The 26,413-nt window shown below is 27.9% G+C and carries 25 protein-coding genes; 19 read left to right on the top strand and 6 right to left on the bottom strand.

What is annotated here, in order from left to right; genetic code table 11:
- Positions 1-72 precede the first annotated feature (72 nt).
- From rplM to BT997_RS01615, 7 genes are all read left to right on the top strand, one after another.
- The gene (gene rplM / locus BT997_RS01645; protein WP_072679640.1) at positions 73-492 is read left to right on the top strand and encodes a 50S ribosomal protein L13; all 420 of its coding nucleotides are present in this window, start codon (positions 73-75) and stop codon (positions 490-492) included.
- Positions 493-497: 5 nt separating this feature from the next.
- Positions 498-887, top strand: a complete 390-nt coding sequence (gene rpsI, locus BT997_RS01640; protein ID WP_072679639.1) for a 30S ribosomal protein S9 — start codon at positions 498-500, stop codon at positions 885-887.
- A gap of 113 nt (positions 888-1,000) precedes the next feature.
- Positions 1,001-2,500, top strand: coding sequence for a peptide-binding protein (locus BT997_RS01635; protein ID WP_072679638.1), 1,500 nt, complete (start codon positions 1,001-1,003; stop codon positions 2,498-2,500).
- A gap of 85 nt (positions 2,501-2,585) precedes the next feature.
- A complete protein-coding gene (locus BT997_RS01630; RefSeq protein ID WP_072679637.1) occupies positions 2,586-3,239 on the top strand; it encodes an HAD family hydrolase in 654 nt (217 codons plus the stop codon).
- Positions 3,240-3,463: 224 nt separating this feature from the next.
- Positions 3,464-7,036: a pyruvate:ferredoxin (flavodoxin) oxidoreductase gene (nifJ, locus tag BT997_RS01625; protein ID WP_072679636.1), complete on the top strand. Its 3,573-nt coding sequence runs from the start codon at positions 3,464-3,466 to the stop codon at positions 7,034-7,036.
- Between the two features lie 143 nt (positions 7,037-7,179).
- A complete protein-coding gene (locus BT997_RS01620; protein WP_072679635.1) occupies positions 7,180-7,560 on the top strand; it encodes a hypothetical protein in 381 nt (126 codons plus the stop codon).
- A gap of 257 nt (positions 7,561-7,817) precedes the next feature.
- Positions 7,818-8,708, top strand: a complete 891-nt coding sequence (locus BT997_RS01615; protein ID WP_072679634.1) for an AraC family transcriptional regulator — start codon at positions 7,818-7,820, stop codon at positions 8,706-8,708.
- Here BT997_RS01615 and BT997_RS01610 read toward each other — a convergent pair whose 3' ends face one another.
- Positions 8,709-9,851 carry an iron-containing alcohol dehydrogenase gene (locus tag BT997_RS01610; protein WP_072679633.1) on the bottom strand — a complete coding sequence of 381 codons (1,143 nt, stop codon included), beginning with the start codon at positions 9,849-9,851 and terminating at the stop codon, positions 8,709-8,711. It abuts the gene before it with no gap.
- Positions 9,852-10,026: 175 nt separating this feature from the next.
- On the opposite strand from BT997_RS01610, the gene BT997_RS01605 reads away from it, so the two are divergent.
- The 9 genes from BT997_RS01605 to BT997_RS01565 all read left to right on the top strand — a co-directional run bounded on the left by BT997_RS01605 (position 10,027) and on the right by BT997_RS01565 (position 18,334).
- Positions 10,027-10,575, top strand: a complete 549-nt coding sequence (locus BT997_RS01605) for a DUF1439 domain-containing protein (protein WP_072679632.1) — start codon at positions 10,027-10,029, stop codon at positions 10,573-10,575.
- A gap of 122 nt (positions 10,576-10,697) precedes the next feature.
- Complete coding sequence (locus BT997_RS01600) at positions 10,698-11,669, top strand: tripartite tricarboxylate transporter substrate binding protein (protein ID WP_143145139.1); 972 nt, start codon at positions 10,698-10,700, stop codon at positions 11,667-11,669.
- Between the two features lie 43 nt (positions 11,670-11,712).
- A complete protein-coding gene (locus BT997_RS01595; RefSeq protein WP_072679631.1) occupies positions 11,713-12,210 on the top strand; it encodes a tripartite tricarboxylate transporter TctB family protein in 498 nt (165 codons plus the stop codon).
- Positions 12,207-13,724 carry a tripartite tricarboxylate transporter permease gene (locus BT997_RS01590; RefSeq protein ID WP_072679630.1) on the top strand — a complete coding sequence of 506 codons (1,518 nt, stop codon included), beginning with the start codon at positions 12,207-12,209 and terminating at the stop codon, positions 13,722-13,724. Before BT997_RS01595 ends, BT997_RS01590 begins: the two co-directional genes overlap by 4 nt.
- Positions 13,725-13,751: 27 nt before the next feature.
- Positions 13,752-14,432: a response regulator transcription factor gene (locus BT997_RS01585; protein WP_083568366.1), complete on the top strand. Its 681-nt coding sequence runs from the start codon at positions 13,752-13,754 to the stop codon at positions 14,430-14,432.
- Positions 14,422-16,608, top strand: a complete 2,187-nt coding sequence (locus BT997_RS01580) for a cache domain-containing protein (protein WP_072679628.1) — start codon at positions 14,422-14,424, stop codon at positions 16,606-16,608. The genes BT997_RS01585 and BT997_RS01580 overlap by 11 nt, the downstream gene beginning before the upstream one ends.
- A 50-nt stretch (positions 16,609-16,658) precedes the next feature.
- Positions 16,659-17,306, top strand: coding sequence for a carbonic anhydrase (locus tag BT997_RS01575; protein ID WP_072679627.1), 648 nt, complete (start codon positions 16,659-16,661; stop codon positions 17,304-17,306).
- A 68-nt stretch (positions 17,307-17,374) separates the two neighbouring features.
- Positions 17,375-17,890, top strand: a complete 516-nt coding sequence (gene luxS / locus BT997_RS01570; protein WP_072679626.1) for an S-ribosylhomocysteine lyase — start codon at positions 17,375-17,377, stop codon at positions 17,888-17,890.
- Positions 17,891-18,334, top strand: coding sequence for a hypothetical protein (locus tag BT997_RS01565; protein WP_072679625.1), 444 nt, complete (start codon positions 17,891-17,893; stop codon positions 18,332-18,334). It begins immediately after the preceding gene.
- 4 nt (positions 18,335-18,338) lie between these two features.
- Here BT997_RS01565 and BT997_RS01560 read toward each other — a convergent pair whose 3' ends face one another.
- Positions 18,339-20,321, bottom strand: a complete 1,983-nt coding sequence (locus BT997_RS01560; protein WP_072679624.1) for an EAL domain-containing protein — start codon at positions 20,319-20,321, stop codon at positions 18,339-18,341.
- Between the two features lie 200 nt (positions 20,322-20,521).
- On the opposite strand from BT997_RS01560, the gene BT997_RS01555 reads away from it, so the two are divergent.
- Both BT997_RS01555 and BT997_RS01550 read left to right on the top strand, forming a co-directional pair.
- Positions 20,522-21,262 (top strand): tRNA (5-methylaminomethyl-2-thiouridine)(34)-methyltransferase MnmD, encoded by a 741-nt coding sequence (locus BT997_RS01555; RefSeq protein ID WP_072679623.1) that lies wholly within the window; start codon positions 20,522-20,524, stop codon positions 21,260-21,262.
- Positions 21,243-22,061, top strand: a complete 819-nt coding sequence (locus BT997_RS01550; protein WP_072679622.1) for a hypothetical protein — start codon at positions 21,243-21,245, stop codon at positions 22,059-22,061. Before BT997_RS01555 ends, BT997_RS01550 begins: the two co-directional genes overlap by 20 nt.
- On the opposite strand, the gene BT997_RS01545 is transcribed toward BT997_RS01550, so the two are convergent.
- The 3 genes from BT997_RS01545 to BT997_RS01535 all read right to left on the bottom strand — a co-directional run bounded on the left by BT997_RS01545 (position 22,051) and on the right by BT997_RS01535 (position 25,548).
- Positions 22,051-22,866, bottom strand: coding sequence for a bacteriohemerythrin (locus BT997_RS01545; RefSeq protein WP_072679621.1), 816 nt, complete (start codon positions 22,864-22,866; stop codon positions 22,051-22,053). The two genes, BT997_RS01550 and BT997_RS01545, sit on opposite strands and share 11 nt — an antisense overlap.
- 76 nt (positions 22,867-22,942) lie before the next feature.
- Positions 22,943-24,475, bottom strand: coding sequence for a gamma-glutamyltransferase (ggt, locus tag BT997_RS01540; RefSeq protein WP_072679620.1), 1,533 nt, complete (start codon positions 24,473-24,475; stop codon positions 22,943-22,945).
- On the bottom strand, positions 24,472-25,548 hold the full coding sequence (locus BT997_RS01535; RefSeq protein ID WP_072679619.1) for a YbdK family carboxylate-amine ligase: 1,077 nt from the start codon (positions 25,546-25,548) through the stop codon (positions 24,472-24,474). Before BT997_RS01535 ends, ggt begins: the two co-directional genes overlap by 4 nt.
- Before the next feature lie 70 nt (positions 25,549-25,618).
- On the opposite strand from BT997_RS01535, the gene BT997_RS01530 reads away from it, so the two are divergent.
- Entirely contained in the window at positions 25,619-25,867 is a 249-nt protein-coding gene (locus tag BT997_RS01530; RefSeq protein WP_072679618.1) for a BPTI/Kunitz domain-containing protein, read from the top strand.
- Between the two features lies 1 nt (position 25,868).
- On the opposite strand, the gene BT997_RS01525 is transcribed toward BT997_RS01530, so the two are convergent.
- Entirely contained in the window at positions 25,869-26,366 is a 498-nt protein-coding gene (locus BT997_RS01525) for a hypothetical protein (protein ID WP_072679617.1), read from the bottom strand.
- Between the last annotated feature and the right edge of the window lie 47 nt (positions 26,367-26,413).

The following is a 26,413-nucleotide window of genomic DNA, read 5'->3' as shown; positions in this document are numbered from 1 at the left end:
TACTTAATTTAAGGTTTATTTAAGTAGTACTACACTATTATTCCACCTCATTAACAAAATCGGAGAAAATAAATGAAATTTACTCAAATGGCAAAAGCTAACGAAATCGAAAAAGATTGGGTAGTTATCGATGCAACAGATAAAATTTTTGGTAGAATTATTACTGAAGTTGCAACACTACTTAGAGGTAAACACAAGCCTTCATTCACTCCTCATGTAGATTGTGGAGACAATGTAATTATTATTAACGCTTCTAAAGCTAGATTTACTGGTGCAAAATTAGAAGATAAAAATTACTATACACACTCAGGATACTTTGGTAGTACAAAAACTCACAAAATGTCTGATATGCTAGAAAATAACCCTGAAAAATTATATAAACTAGCTACAAGAGGTATGCTTCCAAAGACTAAACTTGGAAAAGTAATGTTAAAAAAATTAAAAGTATACGCAGGTTCTGAACACCCACACTCTGCGCAAATTAAAGGATAAGACTAATGGCAAAAGTATATGCAACAGGTAGAAGAAAAACTTCTATCGCAAAAGTATGGTTAGAGAACGGAAACGGTCAACTTACAATCAACGGTCAATCTTTAGATGCATGGTTAGGTGGACACGAAGCTATTAAAAAAAGAGTTTTACAACCACTAGAAGTATCTAAACAAGAAACTTCTGTAAATATTGTTGTTAGCACTTTAGGTGGAGGTTACTCTGCACAAGCTGACGCAGTTAGACATGGTATTTCTAGAGCTTTAGTTGCTTATGATGAGCAATTCAGAGCTATCTTAAAACCTTATGGGTTATTAACAAGAGATGCAAGATCTGTTGAAAGAAAAAAATACGGAAAGAAAAAAGCAAGAAAGTCTACTCAATTCTCAAAAAGATAATTGGTATTTTCAAAAGTTTTTACTTTTACAATTTTTACAAAGGAGAGACGGAAGTTTCTCCTTTTTTTATGCCTTTCACAAACTATTCATTAAAAAAACTATAAAATACTTTCATGAAAATTTTTATATTAATATCACTATTCTTTAATTTTATATTTGCATCAACTTTAAACCTATCTATGAGTTCTAGTCCTAGTAGAATAAATCCTATTCTAGCAAGTGATTCTGCAAGTTCAGAAATAGCAGATTGGATTTTTAACGGTTTATTAAAATATGACAAAGATGGAAATATAACAACAGATTTAGCAAGTTCATATAAATTTGAAACAAAAACTAAACTAATCATAAAATTAAAAGAAAATGTAAAATGGCATGATGGAGAAGAATTTACTGCAAAAGATGTTATCTTTACATATAAAACAATTATCAATCCAAAAGTATTTACCTCTATCATTTCTAATTATAAAGAAGTAAAAAGTGTAAAAGCTCTTGATAAATACACAGTTGAAATAATTTATAAAAGACCATATTTTAAAGCACTTGTTCCTTGGATGATAGGAATACTTCCGGAACACGTTTTAAAAGATGAAAAAAATATTATGACAAGCTCATTTAACAAAAATCCAATAGGAACAGGTGCTTACAAATTAGAGGCATTTAAAAATGCTTCAGATATAAAGCTTATTGCAAATGATACTTATTTTGAAGGTCGACCAAAAATTGATGAGCTAAATTATAGATTTTTACCTGACCCAACTACTTCATTTTTAATGCTAAAACAAAAACAGTTAGATCTAGGAGGATTAACTCCTTTACAAATTGATAGACAAATAAGTAATAAATTTAAAAAAGACTATAAAATTATTGAAAAGCCTAGTTTTAGTTATGCTTATTTAGGATTTAACCTTAAAAATAAAAAATTTCAAGATATAAGAATTAGACAAGCATTATCTCTTGGAATTGATAGACAAGAGATGGTTGACATATTATATTTTGGACATGGGAAAGTGTGTACAGGTCCTTTTCTTCCTGGAAGTTTTGCTTTTAATGACAAAATAAAAGAGATAAAACCTAATTTAAAAAAAGCAAAACAGCTTTTAAAAGAAGCAGGATATGATAAAAACAATCCTTTTTCTTTTGAACTTGTTACTAATACAGGAAACGAAATAAGAATCAATGCTGCCCAAATTTTACAATATCAACTTGCAAAAGTTGGTGTTGAAGTAAAAATCAGAGCTATGGAATGGCAAGCATTTTTAAATACAATAGTACATCCAAGAAAATTTGAAACAGTACTTTTAGGTTGGAATTTAGCTCTAATGCCAGATGCTTACCCTTTATGGCATTCTGATTCTGATAAATTAGGAAGATTCAATTTAGTTGGATATAAAAATAGTGAAGTAGATAAATTAATTGAAGAAGGTTCTATTACTATTGATAGAAAAAAACTTGGAGAAATCTATAAAACTATTTTTAAAAAAATTGCAGAAGATATTCCATATCTATTTTTATATATTCCAAACTCTATAACTGTTATAAATTCTGAAATAAAAAATGTAGAACCTGCTTTTACAGGTATTACACATAATCAAAAAGATTGGATAAAACCATAAGCTAAAATGCAAACTAATCTTTTTGTATTATATACTTATAATGAATAATATATTACACTGTTTTTACAATTAAAAAAGGTCTCTTATGGAAAAAATTATTCTCTTCGATTTAGATGGAACTCTAATCGACTCTACTGATGCTATTGTATCAACATTTCATCATACATTTGAAAAACTAGATTATAATTTTACAGGAACAGATGAAGATATAAAATCTTTAATTGGTTATCCCCTAGATATAATGTACCAAGATTTAGGTATTGCTCAAGAAGTTGTTTGGGATTATGTTGAAGCTTATAAAGATAGATATAGAGAAATATCTAAACAACAAACTGAACTACTAGAATTTGCAAAAGAAGCCGTTGAACTTGCGGGAACATTTGCAAGATTATCTATAGTTACTACAAAAACTGGACTTTATAGTGAACAACTTTTAGAACATATGAATATCATGCAACATTTTGAACATGTTACAGGACGTGAGCATGTCGAAAATCCAAAACCTCATCCAGAACCAATACATAGAACATTAGATTTAATGCAAATAAAAAATACTTGTGATATTTGGATGATTGGAGATACAGAACTTGATTTAATTGCTGCAAATTCTGCAGGAATAAATTCTGTTGGAGTATTATGTGGATATGGAGAAGAAGATACATTAAAAGAACATACTTCTCATATTGCAAAAAATCCCCTTGATGCAGTGAAACTTATAAAAAAGATTTCGGAGTCTTAACAACAACTTAAAACTATAAGTTTTACTTATAATTAACCTGTCATATGTCGATAAATAAATCCCTAAATTATCATATGTCTATCATGCTTATTTGAAAAACCTTAAATTAAACAAAAGTTACACTTTTAATTAAAAAACTTTATTAAAAATGTCTTAATTCAAGAATTTATAAGTTTAGTTTAATTAATATCTATAAATAAACTATAAATATATAAGGAAACTATATGTCTAAACAATTTGCTACAATGGATGGTAATGAAGCTGCTGCTTATGTATCGTATGCATTTACAGAAGTAGCGGGAGTATACCCTATTACACCTTCTTCACAAATGGGTGATAATACTGAAAAATGGGCAACTCAAGGTAAGAAAAACTTATTTGGAGGAATTCCAAAAGTTATTGAAATGCAATCTGAAGCTGGTGCTGCTGGAACATTCCACGGTTCACTTCAAGCTGGTGCAATGACAACTACATATACTGCATCACAAGGTTTACTATTAAAAATACCTAATATGTATAAAGTAGCTGGTCAACTTTTACCAGGTGTAATTCATGTATCAGCAAGAGCATTAGCTGCACATGCATTATCAATTTTTGGTGATCATCAAGATGTTATGTCTGCACGAGCAACAGGTTTTGCTATGCTTGCAACTGGTTCAGTTCAAGAAGTAATGGACTTAGGTGGGATTGCTCACTTAGCTGCTGTAAAAGGTAGAGTTCCATTTATGCACTTCTTCGACGGATTTAGAACATCACATGAAATCAACAAAGTTGAAGTTATGGATTATGATGTATTTGACAGACTTTTAGATAAAGAAGCTGTTCAAAAATTTAGAGATACTTCTCTTAATCCAGAATCACCAGTTACAAGAGGTTCTGCACAAAATGATGATATTTATTTCCAAGGAAGAGAAGCATGTAATAAGTTTTACGATGCTGTTCCAGATATCGTAAATGAATATATGCAAGAAATTTCTAAAGTTACGGGAAGAAACTATGCTCCATTTACTTATTATGGTGCAGAAGATGCTACAGATATTATTATTGCTATGGGTTCTGTTACAGAAACTGCAAAAGAAACAATTGATTATTTACAAAAAACAGAAGGTAGAAAAATTGGTTTATTAACAGTTCATTTATATAGACCATTCTCTGCTAAATATTTCATGGATGTATTACCAGAATCAGTAGAAAGAATTTGTGTACTTGATAGAACAAAAGAGCCTGGTGCATTAGCTGAGCCACTATACTTAGATATTAAATCAGTATTCTATAATGAAAAAAAACAACCAAAAATTATTGGTGGTAGATATGGATTGTCTTCTAAAGATGTTCCTCCTTCACAAATTATCGCAATCTTTGATAACTTATCTTCAGAAGATGCAAAAGACAACTTTACAGTTGGTATAAATGATGATGTTACATTTACTTCAATTGATGTAGGAGAAAATGTTGCTGTTACTGAAGAGGTAAATGAGTGTCTATTCTATGGGTTAGGTGCAGATGGTACTGTTGGGGCAAATAAAAACTCTGTTAAAATTATCGGAGATAAAACTGATATGTATGCACAAGCATATTTTGCATATGATTCAAAAAAATCAGGTGGATTTACAAGATCTCACTTGAGATTCTCTAAAAACCCAATTAGATCAACATACCTAGTATCAACTCCAGGTTTTGTTGCATGTTCTAAAGAAGTTTATTTAGAGCAATACGAAGTAATCGACAAAATTAGAGAAGGTGGAACATTCTTACTTAATTCAATTCATTCAGTTGAAGATGTAATTGCAAGAACTCCTGATAGAGTTAAAAAAATCTTAGCAGATAAAAAAGTTAAATTCTATATCATCAATGCATCTAAGTTAGCAAGAGATATTGGTTTAGGTACTAGAACAAATACTATTATGCAAGCTGCATTCTTTAAACTTGCAGATGTTATTGATTATACTACAGCAAAAGAGTATATGAAAGAGTATGCAGAAAAAGCATATGGAAATAAAGGTGATGAAATTGTTAAGATGAACTATGCTGCAATTGACTCAGGTGAAGCTGGAATTGAAGAAGTTCCTGTAGATTCTGCATGGTCAAATATTGTAGCTGGTCCACTAGTTGTAAATTCTGAATACAAAGGTTCAGAATATGTTGAAAACTTTGCAAAAGTTGTAAATGCAGCAAAAGGTGATGAATTACCAGTTTCTATTTTTACTAATAGAGAAGATGGAACTCTTGAAGGTGGTTCAACTAAATATGAAAAAAGAGGTATTACAACTATTGTTCCTGAGTGGAATGAAGAGACATGTATCCAATGTAACCAATGTGCATTTGAGTGTCCTCATGCAGTAATTAGACCATTCTTACTTGATAAAGAAGAGTTTGCAAACTCTCCAGAAGGTGTTAAAAAATACTCTATTGATGCAACAGGTAAAGGGTTAAAAGACCAAAATTTAAAATATAAAATTCAAGTATCAATTTTAGACTGTACAGGATGTAATGTTTGTGTTGATATTTGTCCTACATCAGAAAAATCTCTTAAAATGGTTCCGTTTGAAGATGAAGAGAAAAAAGGTGAGCAAGAAAATGCTGACTACTTATTTAATGATGTAACATACAAAGATTATCTTGTATCAAAAGACTCATTAAAAGGTTCGCAATTTGCTAAGCCATTATTCGAATTCCATTCAGCTTGTCCAGGATGTGGTGAAACACCATATATCAAACTTGCTACTCAAATGTTTGGTGATAGAATGATGATTGCAAATGCTACTGGATGTTCTTCTATTTATAGTGCATCTGCTCCATCAACTCCATATACTAAAAATGAAAAAGGTGAAGGTCCTGCTTGGGCTAACTCATTATTTGAAGATACTGCTGAGTTCGGGTTTGGTATGCATCATGCAAATGAGACTATCAGAAATAGAATGCAAGCAACTATGGAAGCAACTATGGAAGAAGTTTCTAATCCTCTTAAAGTACTATACAAAGAATGGATTGAAAATAGAAATGATGGTAAGAAAACTCAAGAGATTAGAGATAAATTAGTACCTCAATTAGAGCAAAACCAAGATTTACCAGGTGTTGCAGACTTATTTAGTCTTAAAAAATACATTGTAAGAAAATCTCAATGGATCATCGGTGGTGATGGATGGGCATATGATATTGGTTATGGTGGACTTGACCACGTACTAGCAACAGGAGACAATGTAAATGTACTTGTTGTTGATACAGAAGTTTACTCAAATACTGGTGGACAATCATCTAAAGCAGCGCGTGCTGGTTCTATTGCAGACTTTACAAATGATGGAAAAGCAAGTGCTAAAAAAGATCTTGGATATATCTCTATGACTTATGGAAATATTTATGTTGCACAAATTAATTCTAGAGCAAGTCAAAAACAAACTGCTCAAGCTATTAAAGAAGCAGAAGCATATAATGGTCCTTCAGTAGTAATTGCTTACTCTCCTTGTATTGCACATGGTATCAAAGGGGGATTAATGAAATCTGTTGACCAAGGACAATTAGCAACTGATTGTGGTTACTGGCCAATTTATATCTTCGATCCAAGAAAAATTGATGAAGGTAAAAACCCAATTAAAATTTCTGGAAAGAAACCAAACTGGGATAGATATGAAGAATTCTTAATGCAAGAAAATAGATATATTTCTCTAAAGAAATTAAATCCAACATATGCAGAAGAACTTCTAGCTAAAAATAAATCTGATGCTCAATACAGATACAGACAGCTTGTTAGAATGGCAGCTGCAGATTACTCTGATGAGTTAGAAGGTCCAAACGCTTAATTATTAAGCAATAAACAAACTTTATAGCAGGCTCTTGTCTGCTATAAAGCCTTTTTATATACAACTGTATATTTTTCATCCACTAAAACTAAAAACATCATAAGCAATCCTGATATACTAAATAAAATATTATAAGGATTAACATGGGATTATTTGACGTTGGAATAAGAAAAGAAATATCTTCACAAAAAAATAAAGAAGAAGTTTTACAATCAATTAAAAATAGTATTGAAGAATATTCACAAGAAACATCAAATATTGAAAATGGAACTATCATTTTAAATAACTTTAAATATTCTATATTAAAGTATAACTTATCAATAAATTTAAACAAGTCAAATAAAGATTTTGATTTATCTATAGATGGTGAACTTCAACAATTTTATGTATTAATTTTAGTTGCTTTAATTATCTTGAGTATTTTATTCACTTTTGGTATTGGAGTTATTTTTGTTGTTGCGTTTGCATACTTACAAAAAAGTTCTACTTCAAAAGTTCTAAATTCTTTTATTCAAAAAATTTAAAAATTTTACTTTCTCTGTAAAATCAATATAAGCTCTTTCAAGAAGTTTTTTTAAAATCTTGTCTACTGATATAGATTTACCATTTAAAACCTTCTGAGCAAGTTTTATATGCTTGGTATAACTATCTTTTTCATTTTATAGTAAATTTTTGTCAAGTCTTTTTAAAAATTTAAAGAATCTGACATACTTTTTGTAAAATCATTCATACATTAGTTTTTTAAAAAAGATATAATACTTCTATAAAATAGGAAAATATTATGAACAATCAGATAATTAAACATACAAATATACTCATCAAAAAAGATGGACTACATCAAACATTTATAAAAAATATTGCTATATACAAAACTACAAAAGCTGTTCCAAGAGCTCCACTTATTTATGACCTTTGCCTAATCATTGTTTTACAAGGGGAAAAGGTAGGCTATTTAGGAGAAAATGTTTTTAATTACAATTCACATAATTATTTAGTTGTTCCAACTACTATACCTTTTGAATGTGAGACTATTGCTTCAAAGGAAGAACCTTTTATCTGTTTATTAATTACAATTGATAAAAAGATTATGTATGAAATCATTGATTTAATAGCAAATAAAGATGCTCTAAATTCTAAATGTCAAACAAGTAAACTTGGAGTATTTTCAGATAATGTGACATCACAAGTTGAAGATACTATTTTAAGAGTTTTACAAACTCTTTCTTCAAAAGAAGAATCAAGAATTTTAGGTGAATCATTATTAAAAGAGCTTTATTATAGAATTGCTTCTGGAGAAAACTCTTATTTTTTACATAAAATGTTCTTAAATACGAAAATAGAAGCAAAGATTGCAAGAAGCTTAAGAACTATGCACGAAAATTATAACCAGCACTTAGATATTCCTACACTTGCACGAGAAGAAGATATGAGTACCTCATCATTCCATACTCATTTTAAAAAAATCACTACGCTTACTCCTCTTCAATATATTAAAAAAATACGTTTAAATAAAGCACATGAACTATTAGCACAACAAAGTTTCCAAGTAAATGATACAGCATTTGCAATAGGATATGAAAGTAGTTCACAATTTAGTAGAGATTTTAAAAGTTTCTTTGGTTATCCTCCAAAAGAAGCAAAACCTTCTTTTGAAGAATATTTGATAGTTTAATTATTTCATTGTCATTTTTAGAATTTTTTCACTTACATCTAAGGTAATGTTTTCATTCTCACCCATAGAACTCATTCCATGAGACTTTAAAGCAGGAATTACATTTTCAATAACTTTATCATCTATATTATAATCATTTAAATTTGTAGATATTCCTACACTTTCATATAATTTTTCAAGCATTACAATTATCTCTTCTACACTTCCTTTTTGACCAAATACATTTGTTCCTAGTTGAAGAATTTTTTCATTTTTATCTTCTTTCATAACTCTTAAAAGTTGGGGTTGAACTACTGCTAAACTTTGAGCATGGTCAAGTCCATAAAATGCTGTCAATTCATGTCCTATAAAATGAGTAGCCCAATCCTGAACAACACCTGAACCAATAAATCCATTTAAAGCTTGGTTTGCTAAAAGCATAAGATTTTCTTGCCATAAAGCATCACTTCTATTCTCCCAATCTTTTGCAAGTTTTACTAATCCTTTTAACAATGTTTCACTATACCCATCATGGACTAATGAAGTATTTATTTTTGTTAAATATTGTTCACAAATATGTACAAAAGCATCAACTAAACCATTTGCTAATTGTCTATCACTTAATGTATTCATAAAACTTGAATCTAATATTGCAAACTGAGGAAATACAAAAGGTGAATAAAAAAATCTTTTTTCATCTGTCTTCTTTCTTGAAAGTACCGATGCCATGTTTGATTCACTTCCTGTTGCAGGAAGTGTTAAAACAACACCTAAAGGTAATGCTTTTTCTACCTCTGCTTTTCCATCTAAGAAATCCCATCCATCTCCATCGTATAAAGATGCTGCTGCAAGATATTTACATCCATCAATAACAGAACCTCCACCAACAGCTAAAATAAAATCTATACCTTCATTTTTTACAATTTCTACAGCTTTATTCATAGTTTCATAACTTGGATTAGCTTCTACTCCACTAAACTCTGTCCAGTTAAAACCTTCTAAAACTTTTGATACTTCATCATATACACCATTTTTTTTAATAGAGCCTCCACCATAAACCACTAATATTTTATTATCTTTTGATAAATGCTTTACTAGAGAAGAAACTTGTCCTTTTCCAAAATGAATAGTTGTTGGGTTATAAAAATCGTATGTTAAACTCATAATTTTTCCTTTAAATTTTTTATTACTAGTATTATAAATCATGATATAAATTTTTTGAATAGGTATTTTTATAAATTATATGCCAATTTCTACAAATTAAATTTCATGTTATTATGAATTTTGACCTCTAATGTATATATAGATAAAATGCACTACTTTATTTTCAAGGGATATAATGAATTTCCATAAAAAACTGCAATATCTGCTTTCTTCTATTCTTTTTCTATTTTTCTTAACAGGTTGTGTTCATAAAATTGATAAACAAGGATTAACAGTAAGTATCACTCCAAATGAATTAACTCAATCATTTGATGATTCTTTTCCTATAAATAAAGACTTTATTTTTGGAAATATTAAAATTGATAATCCAACAATTGAGATTCCTAAAAACTCTAAAAGAATTAATGCTGATATAAACCTAGCTTTTGCAACTATGTTTACAGAAATTCAGTATGGTAACTTTTCAATTTCAGGAAAACCACTTTTTGATAAGAAAGAGTCTTCTGTTTATCTTCAAAATGTAAAAATAGATAATTTTAAATTTGCAGAACTTAAACTTGGAAATGAATTTACAAAAACTTTTTTAAAATCTTTAAACCCTATGGTAAATCAATTATTTAGAAAATATCCCATATATAAAATCCCTAAAGAATCTTTTCAAGGTAGTTTTGTAAAAGACATTCAAATAAAAGATTCTCAACTTTTAGTTACTTACGGTCTATAATAAACAATTTATTTACTTAAATTGTTTTATTTAGACTAAATTTCTAATATCTAAATATTTTTTTATTTTTCTTACATTTTTTTCCTTTAAACTGCTTTTATAATTTAAAAAAAGGGACAATTATGAGAAATTCAATGACAAAAGTTTATAGAAATCTTGCTTTTGCAGGATGTTTAGTTGCAGGTTTAGCTACTTCTTCTGTAGCATCAGGTGTAGAAAAAGTACATTTCTTAATTCCTGGTGGTGCAGGTGGCGGTTGGGATGGAACTGCTAGAGGTGTGGGTGAAGCACTTAAAAAATCAAATCTTGTAAAAGAGACTTCGTTTGAGAATATGTCTGGTGGAGGTGGTGGTAAAGCCATTGCTTATTTAATTGAAACAGCAAAAAAGCAAAAAAATACTTTAATGGTAAATTCAACTCCAATTGTAATTAGATCATTACAAGGTGTATTCCCTCAATCATTTAGAGACTTAACTTTAGTATCTTCTGTTGTTGCTGACTATGGTGTATTGGTTGTAAGAAATGATGGGAAATATAATAATTGGAAAGAAGTAAAAGCACAGTTTGATAAGAATCCAAGAAAAATGAAAGTTGCAGGTGGTTCTTCAAGAGGTTCTATGGATCATTTAGTTGCAGCTCAAATTTTTAAAGCAGCTGGAGCAAATCCTAAAGCAGTTAGATATGTTCCTTATAACGCAGGAGGTAAAGCAATTGCTGGTTTATTAACTGGTGAAGTTGATGTGTTATCAACTGGTCTTGGTGAAGTTTTAGAAAAACATAAAAAAGGTGAATTAAAAATCATTGGTGTAACATCAAATGAAGATGTAGAAGGAATTCCAAGTTTCAAAGGTATGGGTGTTGACGCATATTTTGCAAACTGGAGAGGTTTCTTTGGAGCACCTAATTTAGATAAAGCAAAAGTTGATGCATTTGCTAAAGTTTTAGGAGATATGTATAACACACCTGAATGGGAAGTGGTAAGAAAAAGAAATGGTTGGGGTAACCTATATCAACCAAAAGAAAAATTTGAATCATTTTTAGTTAATCAAGAAAAAGTAATTGGTTCTTTAATGAAAGAAATGGGATTTTTATAAGAAAAGTAGAGCTTAGCTCTGCTTCTTATACAAGGAGTATAAAATGTCTAAAAATACAATAGGTTCAATATTCTTTTTAGTTTTCTCTATCTTTTATTTTATTAGTGTATTTGATATTAAAAAGATGCCTGGTGCAGAATTTGAAACAATGACAGCTGCAACATTTCCTTTTTATGTAGGAATTACCGGTATTCTTATTTCTATTTTAATGATAGTTCTTCCTATTATTTTAAAAAACAAAGAAGAAGTATCAGATGTAATAACAATGTCATACTTAAAAACATTAGACTTTAAAACTACAAGTTATTTTATTGCCGTAATGATTTTTTATGGATTTACAATAAGAAGTTTAGGTTTTATTTTATCAACAATTATTTTTCTAGCTTTAGGCTTTCTTTTATTAAAGGAAAGAAATTTAAAAAGAATATTTCTAGTCTCAGTTGGTGTATCTGTAGGATTTTATTTAATATTAAATAATTTACTTGGAGTATATATTGACCCAGGATTTATAGTAAGTTATTTTACAGGAGGTGAGTCATGATGGATGGTATTGTAGCAGGTGTAGTAACTGCCCTTTCAATGTATAACATCTTTATGGTGGCAATTGGATGTTTTGCTGGTACATTTATTGGAATGCTTCCTGGACTTGGACCAATTTCTGCAATTGCACTTATGATTCCAATTACTTATGGTATGGAACCATCTTCAGGACTGATTTTAATTGCAGGTGTTTATTATGGAGCTGTTTTTGGAGGGTCTACATCATCGATTTTAATTAATGCTCCAGGTGTTGCTGGAACTGTTGCTTCATCTTTTGATGGTTATCCAATGGCTAGAAAAGGACAAGCTGGAAAAGCGTTAGCAATTGCAGCATATGCATCATTTTCAGGTGGTACTATTGCAGCAATTTTTCTATTGTTTGCGGCACCAGCTTTAGCAAAAGTGAGTTTAAGTTTTCAATCATCTGATTATTTTGCTTTAATGGTATTAGGACTTACAGCAGTAGCAGCCTTTGCCGGAAAAGGTAAGTTTTTAAAAGCTGCTATTATGACAATTTTTGGTCTTATGTTAGCAACAGTTGGAACAGATTCAGATTCAGGAATTGCAAGGTTTACTTTTGGAAGAATGGACTTAATTGATGGTATTTCATTTTTACTTTTAGCAATGGCAGCCTTTGCTTTATCTGAAGCTATGATGAATATTTTAGATAAAAAAGAGAGTTCAAAAGAAGAACAAGAAGCGCTTAAAAAAGATATTGGTTCTTTAAAACTAACAAAAGAAGAAGTAAAAGAGATGGTTCCTGTTGTTGGGCGTTCATCTGTTTTAGGATTTTTTGTTGGAGTACTACCAGGTGCTGGAGCAACGATTGCATCATTTTTAGCTTATGGTATGGAAAGATCTTTTGCTAATGTAAAAGAAAAACTTAAATTTGGAAAAGGAAGTGTAAAAGGTTTAGCCGCACCAGAAAGTGCAAATAATGCAGCATGTTCAGGTTCTTTTGTACCTTTATTAACTCTTGGTATTCCAGGTTCAGGGACAACTGCTGTTATTTTAGGAGCATTAGTATCTTATGGTATTCAACCAGGACCTACAATGTATGTTGATAACCCTGCACTATTTTGGTCAGTAATTATTTCTATGTATATTGGGAATATTGTACTTTTAATTTTAAATTTACCATTAATTCCATATATAGCAAGATTATTAACTATGCCACAACAGGTGTTGTTGCCACTGATTATATTCTTTTCATTAATTGGAGTATATTTAGTTACATTTAATAACTTTGATATTTATATGATGACATTGTTTGCAGTTGTTGCACTATTTTTAAGAATTATTGATTTTCCTATGGCTCCTATGATTTTAGGATTTATTTTAGGTGGAATGATGGAAGATAATTTGAGACGAGCATTAACAATTAGTGATGGAGAGCTTTCTTTTCTTTGGGAAAGACCTATTACTCTAAGTATTCTTATAATAACAATTATTCTGCTTTTAATGCCACTAATTAGTGAGTTTTTAGCTAAAATGAAAAAAGGTAAAGAGGCATAATGCCTTCTTACCTCAAAAGAGGTAATAATGGAAAAGTTCAAAGATTATACTATTCTTTATATTGAAGATGATGAAGGTGTTAGAACAATAAACTCAAGATTTTTATCCCGTATGTTTAATGAATTATATGAAGCAAAAGATGGACAAGAAGGATATGAACTTTATAAAAAATATCATCCTGATATCATATTAACAGATATCAATATGCCTAGACTTGATGGGATATCTCTTTCTAAAAAAATAAGACAAAATGATAAAAATACAAAAATTATAATTTCAACAGCTTTTAGTGACAAAAATTATCTTCTTGATGCGATTGAGTTAAGATTAGAAAAATATATTATTAAACCTCTTACTAGTAGAAATTTAATCCCAGCACTTACAAAAGCTGTTGAGGATTTAGAAAAAGAAAAAGATGTTAAAATAGTATTGAGTGAAAATTTCTATTTTGATAATAGTACTTCACTTTTTTATTTAGATGAGAAAGTTTTAGAATTAAACAAAAAAGAGTTACTATTTTTAAAGCTTTTAGTTTTAAATAAAAATAGAGTAGTAAGTTATGAAGAGATTGAACAGTTTGTCTGGGAAGATGAATATATGAGTCTAAATTCTTTACGAACAACAATTGGATTTCTACGAAAAAAAATTCCGTTTAATTGTATAAAGAATATTTCAAATATGGGGTATAAATTAAAACTTGAAGATTAATTATAAAAGAAATATCGAACAAGGTGTAAAAAAAACCACCTTACTTAGTTCTACAATTATCATTATTATTGTTGCTACAGTTATTGGTTCTATATTAATTAAAACCGAATATGATAATTTTACAAATCATATAAAAAGTTTTAAGAATACTCTTATTGAAAGAGAAAAATTCTATATTAAAACGGCCGTTGAGAATTTACGCCAAGATATTGAATTTGAAGAACGATCTATATTTGAGAATAAAAAAGACAGAATAAAAAATCAATCATTAATCGCCTACAACTTAGCATACTCTTTATATAATAAAACAAAAAATCAATCAAAAGAGAATCAAATAAAACTTATAAAGTCTTCTCTTAAACAAATAGCAAATATCAAAAATGATATTAACTATTTTATTTTAGATACAAAAGGTACTCTTATTCTTAATAGTGAGAATAATGAAGATGAAGGTGAGAATTTTTTAGAATTTGCTGATATTAATAATTTTAAATTTATTAATAAAATGATTGACTCTCCAAAAGATGAACAAAATTTCATAGAATATTTTTGGTACAAACCAAAAAGTAATATAAGTTCAAAGAAAATATCTTTTTTTAGACATTTAAAAGAACTCGATATTATAATTGGTTCAGGGACATTTTTAAAAGTTGAAAGAGATAAATTAAAAAGAAATATTATACAAAAGATATTAATCGAAAATTACAATAAAGAACAATTTGTTCTAATGTATAATATAAGAAGCTTAAATGCAATAGATACAAAAAGTGAAATGCTTACTCAAAAGCAAATATCTTCCTCATATTCTGAGTTAGAATCAATTAAAAAGTTAATGATAGATACAAACTATAAAGGTAATAAGTATATTTTTTATGAAAATAATCAAAAAGTACTTTATGGTACATTTCTTGAAAACTTAAGATACTTCATTGCTGTTGGAGTTAATCTATCAAACATCTATAATATCATTGAACATGAACGTGAAATATCTTTAGAAAATTTATATAATAAACTATTCAAACTCTTTATTATTATGCTTGCTATGACAATAATATTTTTTATTTTTTCATTAGCTTTTACAAGAAAAATTGAAAGACTTTTTAATCAATATAGAAAAATTGTAAAACAGAATGAAGAAAAATATGCTTTACTTTTTAATTATAGTAATGACGGATTTATAATTTCAGAAATTAAAGAAAAAAAAGCAAGTATTTTAAGTCTAAATAATACTGCACTTAAAACAACAGGATATACTTCAAAAGAGATTTTATATCAAGATTTTTTCATGTTATTTAAAGACCTAAGTTTGGAAGAGATTTTAGAATCAAAATCTTTATTTAAAACTATAAAACTATTTACAAAAAAAAATGAAATAAGAACTATTGAATTAAATGTAATTATTTACTCATATGAAAATCAAGATTTACTTTTTGCATCTTTACGAGATATAACAGAAAGAACTTTATTAAAAGAAGAAAAATTAAAACAAGAGAAAATACTTATTCAAAAATCGAAAATGGCTGCAATGGGTGAAATGATAGGAAATATTGCCCACCAATGGAGACAGCCTTTATCTCAAGTTTCTGGACTATTTTTTGATATAGAATCTGCATATGACTATAAAGAACTAGATAAAAAATATCTTTCAAATAGAGTAAATGAAGCAAATGATTTACTTGAATATATGTCTAAAACTATTGATGATTTTAGAAATTTCTTTAGCCCTAATTCAAAAAAAGAGGACTTTATAGTAATTGAAGCAGTTACTAGTGCTATAAATATTGTAAAACCAACACTTAGTTATCATAAAATAGAAATTTCTACATCTGTTGATTTAGATTATAAAATTAATGGTTTTAAAAATGAGTACTCCCAAGCAATAGTTAATATCATTTCAAATGCAAAAGATATATTAATTGATAGAAAAGTTTCAAACCCTAAAATAAAAATCTATTTAGATACAAAGGAAGATATAAAACTATGTATTGAAGATAATGCAGGTGGTGTTGATAAAGAAATTATTGACAAAATCTTCGATCCTTATTTTACTACTAAATATGACTATGGTACAGGTATTGGACTTTATATGACAAAATTAATCATAGAAGAAAAGATGAATGGTACAATCAATGTTAAAAACTCAAAAGATGGAGCAATATTCTCAATAAAAGTTTAGAAGAGTATAAATTTGATTTTTATTACATTTTTTAATTCTAAAATATATTTATGAATCCAATTAAACACTTAATAAGAGGGAATAAACTCTTTAGAAAATATCATTATCCTGACTTTAAACAAGAACTAAAAGAATTAGTTAAAAATGGTCAAAAACCAAGTATTTTATTTATCAGTTGCTGTGATAGTAGAATTACTCCTGATTTTATGGTAGGAAGTAAACCTGGAGATTTATTTGTTCTTAGAAATATAGGTAACTTTGTGCCTCCTTTTAGTGCCACAGGGGACTTTCATGGAACTGCATCTGCAATTGAATATGCCGTATCAGTTTTAAATATTTCAAATATAATTGTCTGTGGACATTCTAATTGTGGAGCTTGTCAAAGTCTCTATCAAGATATTCCAAAAAATGATGATTTTATTAATATTAGAAAATGGTTAAAACTAGGAGAAAAAGCTAAAAATATCACTTTAGAAAAAACATACTCTACAAAAGAAGAACTTTACAAAGCTACAGAAAAAAACTCTGTTATTTGCCAAGTAGAAAATCTTTTGACTTATCCATATATAAACAAAAAAATAGAAAATAAAACTATGAAAATTCATGGATGGTATTATAGTTTAGAAGATGGGTCTATTGAATTTTACGATAAAAAAGATAATACTTTTAAAGATATCTTTGAATATGAAGAGTATTAAAAAATATTAATCTAACTATATAATAGAAGTTGGTAGAATTCTATAAATAAAAAATTAGGAATTATAAAATGCCATTATTAGATTCATTTAGAGTAGATCATACAATTATGCCAGCACCAGCAGTAAGAATTGCAAAGACTATGAAATCTCCATCTGGTGATATTATTACAGTATTTGATTTAAGATTTTGTGTACCAAATGAGAAAATGTTAAGTGAAAAAGGTATTCATACATTAGAACATCTATTCGCAGGATTTATTAGAGAACATTTAAACTCTGATACTGTAGAAATCATAGATGTTTCACCTATGGGTTGTAGAACTGGTTTTTATATGAGTTTACTTGGAAATCCAGATGAAAAAACAGTAGGTATTGCTTGGAAAAAAGCAATGGAAGATGTTTTAAACGTACCAACTCAAAATGATATCCCAGAATTAAACATATACCAATGTGGTACATGTGCAATGCACTCACTTGATGAAGCGAAAGATATTGCAAAAGATATTTTAAGCCAAGAAATTGGTGTAATGTCAAATAAAGAGTTATATTTATCAGAAGAAAAATTAAGCTCATTAGGAAACTAATTGCAAAAAGAATTAAATCTTTTTAAAGATCTTTTTCAACCCTTCCCAAATATCTCAATACTTCATATCAATAATGGGATTGATTTTTTAAATCCTGTTATTGAAGAAGTAGTTAATGAATTAGAAGGTAATTTAAATTTCATAAAATTTGTAGATGAAAACTCTGCAAAACTAAGAGCAAGTGCTAGAGAGTTTGAATACATTATTCTTTCAGATATTTTATCTTACTGTCCCAATAAGGATAAAATATTGAAAATCATATATAAAGCCTTAGAAAACTCTGCAAATATAATAATCTTAGAAAAAAAATCAAATAACAACCTAGAAGAGATAAAAGAACTACTTGATAAAACTTCTTTTGTAGCAATCAATAATATTGATTTATTTGAAGAATATCATTTAATCACAGCTAAAAAGCTTCATATGTGGGGGAGTGGATTATAGTATTTTAATCTAAATTTTCAGGTTTTCCAAAATAGTAACCTTGTGAATAATCAACACCAATTACATTTAGAATATCAAATATCTCTTTGTTTTCTACAAACTCAGCTATAGTTTCAATCTTCTGTTTTTTTGCAAAGGCAACTATTGTCTCAACTATATTCCGGCTATATGCATTTGTTGCAATATTTTTAATAAGACTTCCATCTATTTTTAATATATCTGGTTCAAAATCAAATAATCTTTCAAAGTTAGAATATCCAGCACCAAAATCATCAATAGCTATTTGAACACCTTGCTTTTTTACTTTTCTAATAAAATCTTTTATAACTTGAAAATCTTTTACATTTTCATCTTCTAGTAGTTCAAAAACTATACGATTACTATCTTTAGAGTATGTTGTAATGAGTTCAAAAATTTTATTTCTTGTTTCTTCTTTTTCAATATCAGCAGAAGAGATATTTATAGATAATTTAGTATTAATCTTATTGAGAATTTTAAAGGAATTTTCAAGAACTCTCATAGTAATTTTATTATAGTAGTTACCTTTTTTTGAAATATCAAGGAAATGATAAGGAGTTAATACTTTTCCATTTTCATCGATTAATCTCACTAAAGATTCATATTTTTCTATTTCTTGAGTTTTATTATTTATAATAGGTTGGAAATATGAGACTATATTATAATTTTCAAGTGCAATTTTAACAATCTTAATAACTTCTAAATTGTTTTTTGCTACTTGATGTTCTTTGATTGAAGAATCATTAGCATATTTAATCAAATCTTTTTTTGCAATAACCTCATCAAGACCACATTTTGCATCTTCATACAAACTCTCTTTTCCAAAAGAATAGCTAACTATTACATTTAAATCATACTCTATTTCATCAATAGTTAAAACAGATTTTTTAACTCTTTTCACAAAATCATTTAAATAATCAATAATATTTTGTTCAGAATTTAAATAATTAAAAAAGTCAGTTAGAAGTGCAAACTTACCATTTCCAATATTAAAAATACTTTCAAAAATATATCCATTTGGAAGATGATTTAAAAGTTCAAGACCAAATACATTTTCAATTTCATTTAATGTTTTAGTATTATAAAACTTATCTAATATCTCAAATTCTTCTATTTGAATTAGTACAAGTAGAGATAAATTACTAGCTGCAATTTTATCAATTAGATGTCTTTTATCACTCATTATTGAACTAATAGCATTTCGAACTCCTATATATTCAACAATATTTCCATCTTCATCAAATACTGGGGTTATAGTTGATTTAACATAATAAGAATTTCCAGATTTAGACTTGTTTTTAATTATTCCCGTCCACTCTTCTTTCCTATCCTTAATTGTTTCCCACATATCCTCAAATATCTCTTTTGGGTTATCAGGATGTCTTACAATATTATGATTTTTTCCAATTAATTCTTCTTCTGTATATTCAGCAATTTTACAAAAATTCTCATTTGCATATGTGATAATACCATTTGGATCAGTTTTTGATACGATTGTACTTTTATCTACTATTTCTTGATATTGTTTTAGAAGTTTTAAATTAGATTTATCTTTTTTATTTACTATATATTCACCAATAAATTTATCTAATATTTTTTTAAACTGCTCTTCATCAAATGGTTTTATCATGTAACCATTTATTCCTAAGCTTATTGTTTCTACAAAAATATGACTATTTTTTTCATTTGTAAGTATGATTTTAATTATATTTTTATTTAAATCTTTTAGCTCTTTAAGTAGTTTCACACCACTAAAGTTTGTAAAATTCATTTCAGAAATCACTACATCTATATTATGATTATTAACTTTTTCAAGGGCTTCCATTGGGTTTTTTACAGTAATAATTTCATTAAAATATTTTTGAAACAACGTTAGATTTGATTTAATTGTAGTAAAATCCTCTTCAATATAAAGAAGAGTTAGTTTTTTTGTGAACTCATACAAGTTGTTAAGCTCCATAGTTTTCATAATATTACCACTTATCTTAAATTATTATATATTAATCTTTTAGCTCTTAATACTTCAAACATTTTTAGGTTACAGAATGTAATAAAGAATATCTTAAGAATTATTGCTTAAAAAATTTTAACATATTTAGATATAATAATATCAATAAAATACTAAAAATAACAAAAAATTTTAATTTTAAACAAAGGTAATAATTTATATTGGATAAATTACTCACTACAGAAGATGGTTCGAATACACTTTTTTCTGAAAAGTACAAGCAGCCATTTCATGACTTAAAAACTGGCGCGATTAAAGAATCTCTAACAAAACATGTAATCCCTGCCTTTGACTTCCATAAAAAAAAGAAACATCTTAGAATATTAGATATCTGTTTTGGTATTGGATATAACACATTAAGTACTATCTACTATATTATAAAAAATAATTTAAATATTAGTATTGAAATTTTCTCTCCTGAGTTTGATTTAGATTTAGTTAAATCCCTTAATGATTTTAAATATCCAAACGAATTTGATGAAATATTACCTATTATAAAAACTTTATCAAAAGATTTAAAATATAAAAATGATAGATTAAGTATAACAATTTGTATAAGTAATGCAAGAAAATATATAAAAACTTTAGATAATATCGATATAGTTTATCAAGATGCTTTTAGTGCAGAAGTAAACAAAGAACTTTGGACAGTTGAGTACTTTAAAGATATTTTTAAATTATGTAACGAAGATGCAATTTTAACTACATATGCAGTATCTACAAATATACGATTATCTCTATATGAAGCAGGATTTGAAATATATCAAATTATCCCTGTAAAAAAGAAACAGACTATTGCATTTAAAACAAAACAAGATATTGACGCAAAATATATTGATATGGATTTAAAAAAACAAAGAAATAAAGAGGCAAAAGCACTATATGATACGATCAACTACTAAGCACTATATTGAATTTTTTGATGGTAATTTACCAATAATACTCTCTGCTCCTCATGGTGGAGAAGAAATGCCTTCAGAGATAAAAACAAGAACTAGTGGAGTATTTGACAAAGATGATTTTACTTTAGAACTAACAAAAGATATTATAGAAGAGTTTTATAATAAAACAGGTTTCACACCATATGGAATAATTGCAACAATCTCAAGAAAAAAAGTTGATATAAATAGAGAAATTTATGAAGCATATGAAGATGAAAAAGCAAGTATTCCATACAATCAATTTCATCATTTAATTAAAAGTTCAAAAGAATCAATAGAAAAAAGATTTGGGAAAGGCCTTTATATTGATATTCATGGACAATCTCATCCAAAAGGATATTTAGAATTTGGTTACCTTTTAGATAATGATATATTAAAACTTCATGAAACAGAACTTAAAGAAAATCAGGATAAATCTAGTATTAGAACACTTAACAATTTTTCACAAGAAGGTTTTATCGACCAATTAAGAGGACCTCACTCTCTAGGAAGTTTAATGTGTAATCATGGATTCGATTCAATTCCTTCTGTCAAACTTCCATATGCAAGTGACGGTAACTATTTTGAAGGAGCCTATGACACAATTAGATATGGTTCGTTAAATGGAGGAAATATAAGTGGTATTCAGATTGAATTCCCTTATTTAGGATGTAGAGATACAAAAGAAAATAGAAAACAATGTGCCAAAGCCTTTGTAGATTCTATTTTAAAATTTATGATAATACATTTTCAATTAGATTTAAAAAAGATTACTCCTTAACAAACTTTATGATTTTTCTATCTTCATATAAAATATGATTAATCAACCAAATATCCATGTATTCTATTAGTTTTTTTTCAAACTCTATGATACTCAAAGTTGATAATTGTTTTACAAAGTCATTCATTTGATGAATTATAGACTCATGAAGAATTTTATGTTCTTCTAGCTCTGGATAAGCTATTTCTTCCATATATTTTTCTTCATCTTCAAAGTGCACTCTCATATAATCATATAGTTCACATATAGTAATTTTTATATGTGATTTTATATCTGTATTATTGTAGTTTAAAGCATTCTCTGCAATATCAAAAAGTTGTTGATGCTCATCATCTAAAAGTTCATTGCCTAATTTGTAATCTATTTTCCATTTAAAATTTTCTTTTAGTTCATCTCTAGTTCTAATTGCATGATGTACTTTTTTATCTTCAATTAAAATATGTTGTAAAATATTTTTATTAACAAGAGTATTTAATTTAACTACACTTTCTTCTATAGGTTGAGAATTGATATTTTTAATTATAATATTTAATTCATCTATTACTTTTTTATGTAGTTTTTTATGATTATCTAAATCTATAAAATTTATAGATTTCATAAAATCTTCTTCATTTTTAAAATGAAATTTTGTATATAAAACTAGCTCTTTAACTATTTTTATAATCTTTTCTGAATCATTCGAATGTTCATAAATTTCTGCTGCAATATCAAAAAGACGTTTGTGTTCACTATCAATTTTTTCATGTCCAATAGCATACGCATCATCCCAAGCGGTAACTGCACAACCAACTAGCTTTGCATTCATTATAAACCTTTTATATAGATATCAAAATTATAACCAACTTAGCTTTATTTTATATATATTAAGATTATTTTTACTATCAATCTACTTTTATCACAGCTGCTCCACGTCGTGAATCACAGCCACCTTCTAAGTTGCCATTTACAGCTTGTACCCCACCAAAAAAGACATTTAAGTCATCAAAATATTGTAATTCATAATGTTTTTTCAGTTCATCTCTTATAAAATGTGTACATTCAGGTTCCATACATACTGAACCTTTTTCAAAATGAATTCTAGGAGAATTTATACTATCATCTAAATTCATACCATATTCAAGGTTATTTATCATTGTTTGAGTAATTGCAGAACGTATTCTATTACTTCCTGCACTACCTAAGATAAGCTCAGGATGTCCATCTTTTAAAACAGCTGTTGGTGCCATCATAGATGGTAACCTAATTCCTTCAGGCCAAGAGAACCAGCCATGGGGATTTAAATCCTCTTCTCCCATCATATTATTTAACATAATTCCAGAACTAGATACTACATGACCACAACCTTCACCATTTGTAGTTGTAACAGATACTGCATTTCCTTCTTCATCTATAACTGAAAGATGAGTTGTGTTTCCCCATAGATTTAATCTACTATGCATAGTTGTACAATAGTTTTTAATAAGTCTATCATTTGATAAAATCTCTTTTAGTTTTGGATCATGCAAGAATTCATCTACATGTTCCTTTCTAAAATCACTTGTAGTCTTAAAAGCTTCAATTAAACCTTTTACATATTCATAAGATCTAAAATCTTTTAAATCATATTTTTCAAGTAACTTCATCGTAAAAGCAATTAAAATTCCACCACCACTTGGAGGAGGATTTGTAACTATTTCATACCCTTTATAATTAAAATCAATTGGTTCACGCTTAATACATTTATAATTTTTTAAATCTTCTTTTAAAATTAATCCATCATGTTCTTTTGTGATTTTTTCAATTTCATCTGCAACATGACCTTCATAGAAAAGCTTTGCACCCTCTTTTGCAAACTCTTCTAAAAAGTCTGCATAATTAGGGTTTTTAAAAAGGTGTGTTTCATCAATTAATTTATTTGGATTATCTTCATCATGCATACCATAAACATCTAAACTACTTTTTGTTGATGTAAAAATTGGTTCAAGAAGTTTCACAAAACTTGCTTGCATTTTAGATAAATATACACCTTCTCTTGCATATTTTACAGCAGGCTCAATAATCTTACTCATAGGAAGAGTACATTTATCTTTATATACTTGTGATATACCCTCAACTAGTCCTGGTATTGCAATAGAACCAGCTCCTATATGAAACTCTTGGATAGCTGCTCCAAAGTCTACGTATATGGGATAAAATTCAGGTTCATCAATTCTTTTTTTAGGTACTTCAACAAAAAAATCATATAATTCTGGCTTTTTACCTTTTTCAAGACCTAAAAGAAAACCTCCTCCTCCAAGACTTGTAAAAAGAGGTTCGCAAATAGGAGCTGCAAGCATAACAGCTAATGCAGCATCATAAGCATTTCCACCCTCTTTTAAAATATCTGCTCCTGCTTGTGCAGAGTTTGTATCACCAGCGGCAACTACACCTTTCATTCAAATACTCCTAATCTTTCTACTTCTTTTAAACTTTCTGTTCTATTATATACTTCTATCATCTGTTCTGAAATACTCTTTTCTAATACTATTTTTTTTGCCCTATGAGACATCTCTTTACTTAAAAATGATTTTTCATAAGCTTTATCAATCAAATTATTTAACAATTCTCTTATTGAAATCAGTCCATCTTTTGTTATCATTGAACCACTCATCGAGTACCTTGTTGCACTCCACATATTTTGTTTTAAAACTTGCATTGGCATTTTTGTAAGTTCTTCTATCTGTGATAATTGGCAAATAGCCTTAAATAAAGCAATTATCACTTCCAATCTATCAAAATCATTTACAGCATCACAAACTCTAAATTCCAAAGTCCTAAAATGAGGTTGAATTCTCACATCCCACCAAATATCTTTTGTACTATTTATTACTTTATTCTCATAAAGCAAATCATATACAGCTTTCATTTCATCATAACTATCAAAATAATCAGGAATAGAAGCTTTTGGTAACCTATCAAATATTTTCGTTCTATAAGAATGGATACCAGAATCAGTATTATTGAAAAATACAGAAGATGCACTCAAAGCCACAAATAATGGTAAATAATAGAGTGAATAATTATAAGCTTTTAAAGCTTTATCAAAATCTTCAAAACCTACATGAACATGTGTACCGCATATAGAAAAGTTATCAAGCAATATTTGATGTTCATTATAAAGTTTCTCATATCTATCACATGAATTTACTTTCGTATTACTATTTTCTTGTGCATAGGTACCACTTGTTTGAAGGTTCAGATTCTTTTTTTTAACAACCCCATTCATATCAGAAATAATCTCTTTTAGAAAATCTATTAAATCTTTTTCATAATGAAAAATAGGAGTATTTATTTCTACCATTGAACCTAAAAATTCAGAAGCTAAATTTTTTTTATATTTATCATTAATATTTGAAAAAATATAATCATATTCATTTTGAAGCGATAACTTATATTTATCTAATATTCTTAACTCTAACTCAACACCAATTGTGAAATGGTTACCATCATCAAACTTCTCAAATTTCATATCAATCCAATTTTTATGCTAATGTTATTTATTGTACTATTTTATAACTTATATTTTTTAGGAACTATTTATGTATTTAAGAATTATTATTCTCTTGTTACCATTGTTTTCTTTTACTGCTTGTTCTACTAGCTCAAATAGTATAAAACTTTCTAAAAAGTGTTATAAAAAAGGCGTGACTGGAATGTGTAGAGGCTATTTTATTAAATATGAGTACAACGAAAAAACAAAGAAATGTCAGCACTTTGTATATGGTGGATGTGGTGGTAATATTCCATTTAATACTTTAGATGAATGTAAAAAAAGTTGTGAAGAGTAAACTACTCTTCAACTAAATTATCTAAAATATATTTTTCTAAATCTTTTTTTGAAACTTCTTCTTTCATAGCTTTTTGATAAATTTCTTCAACTTTATATCTATAATCTTCATAAGAAAAGTATGGAAACCTTAACCTCCAAGATTTTTTAATCTGTCTTAATGTAATTTCATCTCTTAATCTAGCTCTAAAAAAATTAAATCCAATAAAAATTGCAGCTGTAATAAGCATAGCACCTAATATAGAAATATGTGAATTTATTTTTGCAAGAGGAGTATGTGTTATAGCTGAAATAGGAATTACAATAGCTAATACTATTAATACATATACTTGATAAGCACGACCAAGCTTTAATCTAAAACCAAGTCTTGATGGATCAACATGCATACCTTCATTGTATTGCCTATTTGCATCTAATAAATCTTTTAATAACAATGGCTGTTTTGATAAAGTATAAACATAATCTAGAATTTTATCTTTATAAGTTTTTTCTTGAGGCATTTTTATTTTTCCCATAAAATTAATTACGGCTATTTTATCTAAATTAA

The organism is Arcobacter sp. LA11, from assembly GCF_001895145.1.
Taxonomy (GTDB): Bacteria; Campylobacterota; Campylobacteria; order Campylobacterales; family Arcobacteraceae; genus Halarcobacter.
This window is presented reverse-complemented; position numbering and strand designations above follow the sequence as displayed.

What these genes read in the sequence shown, in the direction of transcription:
- rplM (WP_072679640.1), top strand. Translation starts at nt 73, where the DNA reads ATGAAATTTACTCAAATGGCAAAAGCTAACGAAATCGAAAAAGATTGG.
- rpsI (WP_072679639.1), top strand. Translation starts at nt 498, where the DNA reads ATGGCAAAAGTATATGCAACAGGTAGAAGAAAAACTTCTATCGCAAAA.
- BT997_RS01635 (WP_072679638.1), top strand. Translation starts at nt 1,001, where the DNA reads ATGAAAATTTTTATATTAATATCACTATTCTTTAATTTTATATTTGCA.
- BT997_RS01630 (WP_072679637.1), top strand. Translation starts at nt 2,586, where the DNA reads ATGGAAAAAATTATTCTCTTCGATTTAGATGGAACTCTAATCGACTCT.
- nifJ (WP_072679636.1), top strand. Translation starts at nt 3,464, where the DNA reads ATGTCTAAACAATTTGCTACAATGGATGGTAATGAAGCTGCTGCTTAT.
- BT997_RS01620 (WP_072679635.1), top strand. Translation starts at nt 7,180, where the DNA reads ATGGGATTATTTGACGTTGGAATAAGAAAAGAAATATCTTCACAAAAA.
- BT997_RS01615 (WP_072679634.1), top strand. Translation starts at nt 7,818, where the DNA reads ATGAACAATCAGATAATTAAACATACAAATATACTCATCAAAAAAGAT.
- BT997_RS01610 (WP_072679633.1), bottom strand. Translation starts at nt 9,851, where the DNA reads ATGAGTTTAACATACGATTTTTATAACCCAACAACTATTCATTTTGGA.
- BT997_RS01605 (WP_072679632.1), top strand. Translation starts at nt 10,027, where the DNA reads ATGAATTTCCATAAAAAACTGCAATATCTGCTTTCTTCTATTCTTTTT.
- BT997_RS01600 (WP_143145139.1), top strand. Translation starts at nt 10,698, where the DNA reads ATGAGAAATTCAATGACAAAAGTTTATAGAAATCTTGCTTTTGCAGGA.
- BT997_RS01595 (WP_072679631.1), top strand. Translation starts at nt 11,713, where the DNA reads ATGTCTAAAAATACAATAGGTTCAATATTCTTTTTAGTTTTCTCTATC.
- BT997_RS01590 (WP_072679630.1), top strand. Translation starts at nt 12,207, where the DNA reads ATGATGGATGGTATTGTAGCAGGTGTAGTAACTGCCCTTTCAATGTAT.
- BT997_RS01585 (WP_083568366.1), top strand. Translation starts at nt 13,752, where the DNA reads ATGGAAAAGTTCAAAGATTATACTATTCTTTATATTGAAGATGATGAA.
- BT997_RS01575 (WP_072679627.1), top strand. Translation starts at nt 16,659, where the DNA reads ATGAATCCAATTAAACACTTAATAAGAGGGAATAAACTCTTTAGAAAA.
- luxS (WP_072679626.1), top strand. Translation starts at nt 17,375, where the DNA reads ATGCCATTATTAGATTCATTTAGAGTAGATCATACAATTATGCCAGCA.
- BT997_RS01560 (WP_072679624.1), bottom strand. Translation starts at nt 20,321, where the DNA reads ATGAAAACTATGGAGCTTAACAACTTGTATGAGTTCACAAAAAAACTA.
- BT997_RS01550 (WP_072679622.1), top strand. Translation starts at nt 21,243, where the DNA reads ATGATACGATCAACTACTAAGCACTATATTGAATTTTTTGATGGTAAT.
- BT997_RS01545 (WP_072679621.1), bottom strand. Translation starts at nt 22,866, where the DNA reads ATGAATGCAAAGCTAGTTGGTTGTGCAGTTACCGCTTGGGATGATGCG.
- ggt (WP_072679620.1), bottom strand. Translation starts at nt 24,475, where the DNA reads ATGAAAGGTGTAGTTGCCGCTGGTGATACAAACTCTGCACAAGCAGGA.
- BT997_RS01535 (WP_072679619.1), bottom strand. Translation starts at nt 25,548, where the DNA reads ATGAAATTTGAGAAGTTTGATGATGGTAACCATTTCACAATTGGTGTT.
- BT997_RS01530 (WP_072679618.1), top strand. Translation starts at nt 25,619, where the DNA reads ATGTATTTAAGAATTATTATTCTCTTGTTACCATTGTTTTCTTTTACT.
- BT997_RS01525 (WP_072679617.1), bottom strand. Translation starts at nt 26,366, where the DNA reads ATGCCTCAAGAAAAAACTTATAAAGATAAAATTCTAGATTATGTTTAT.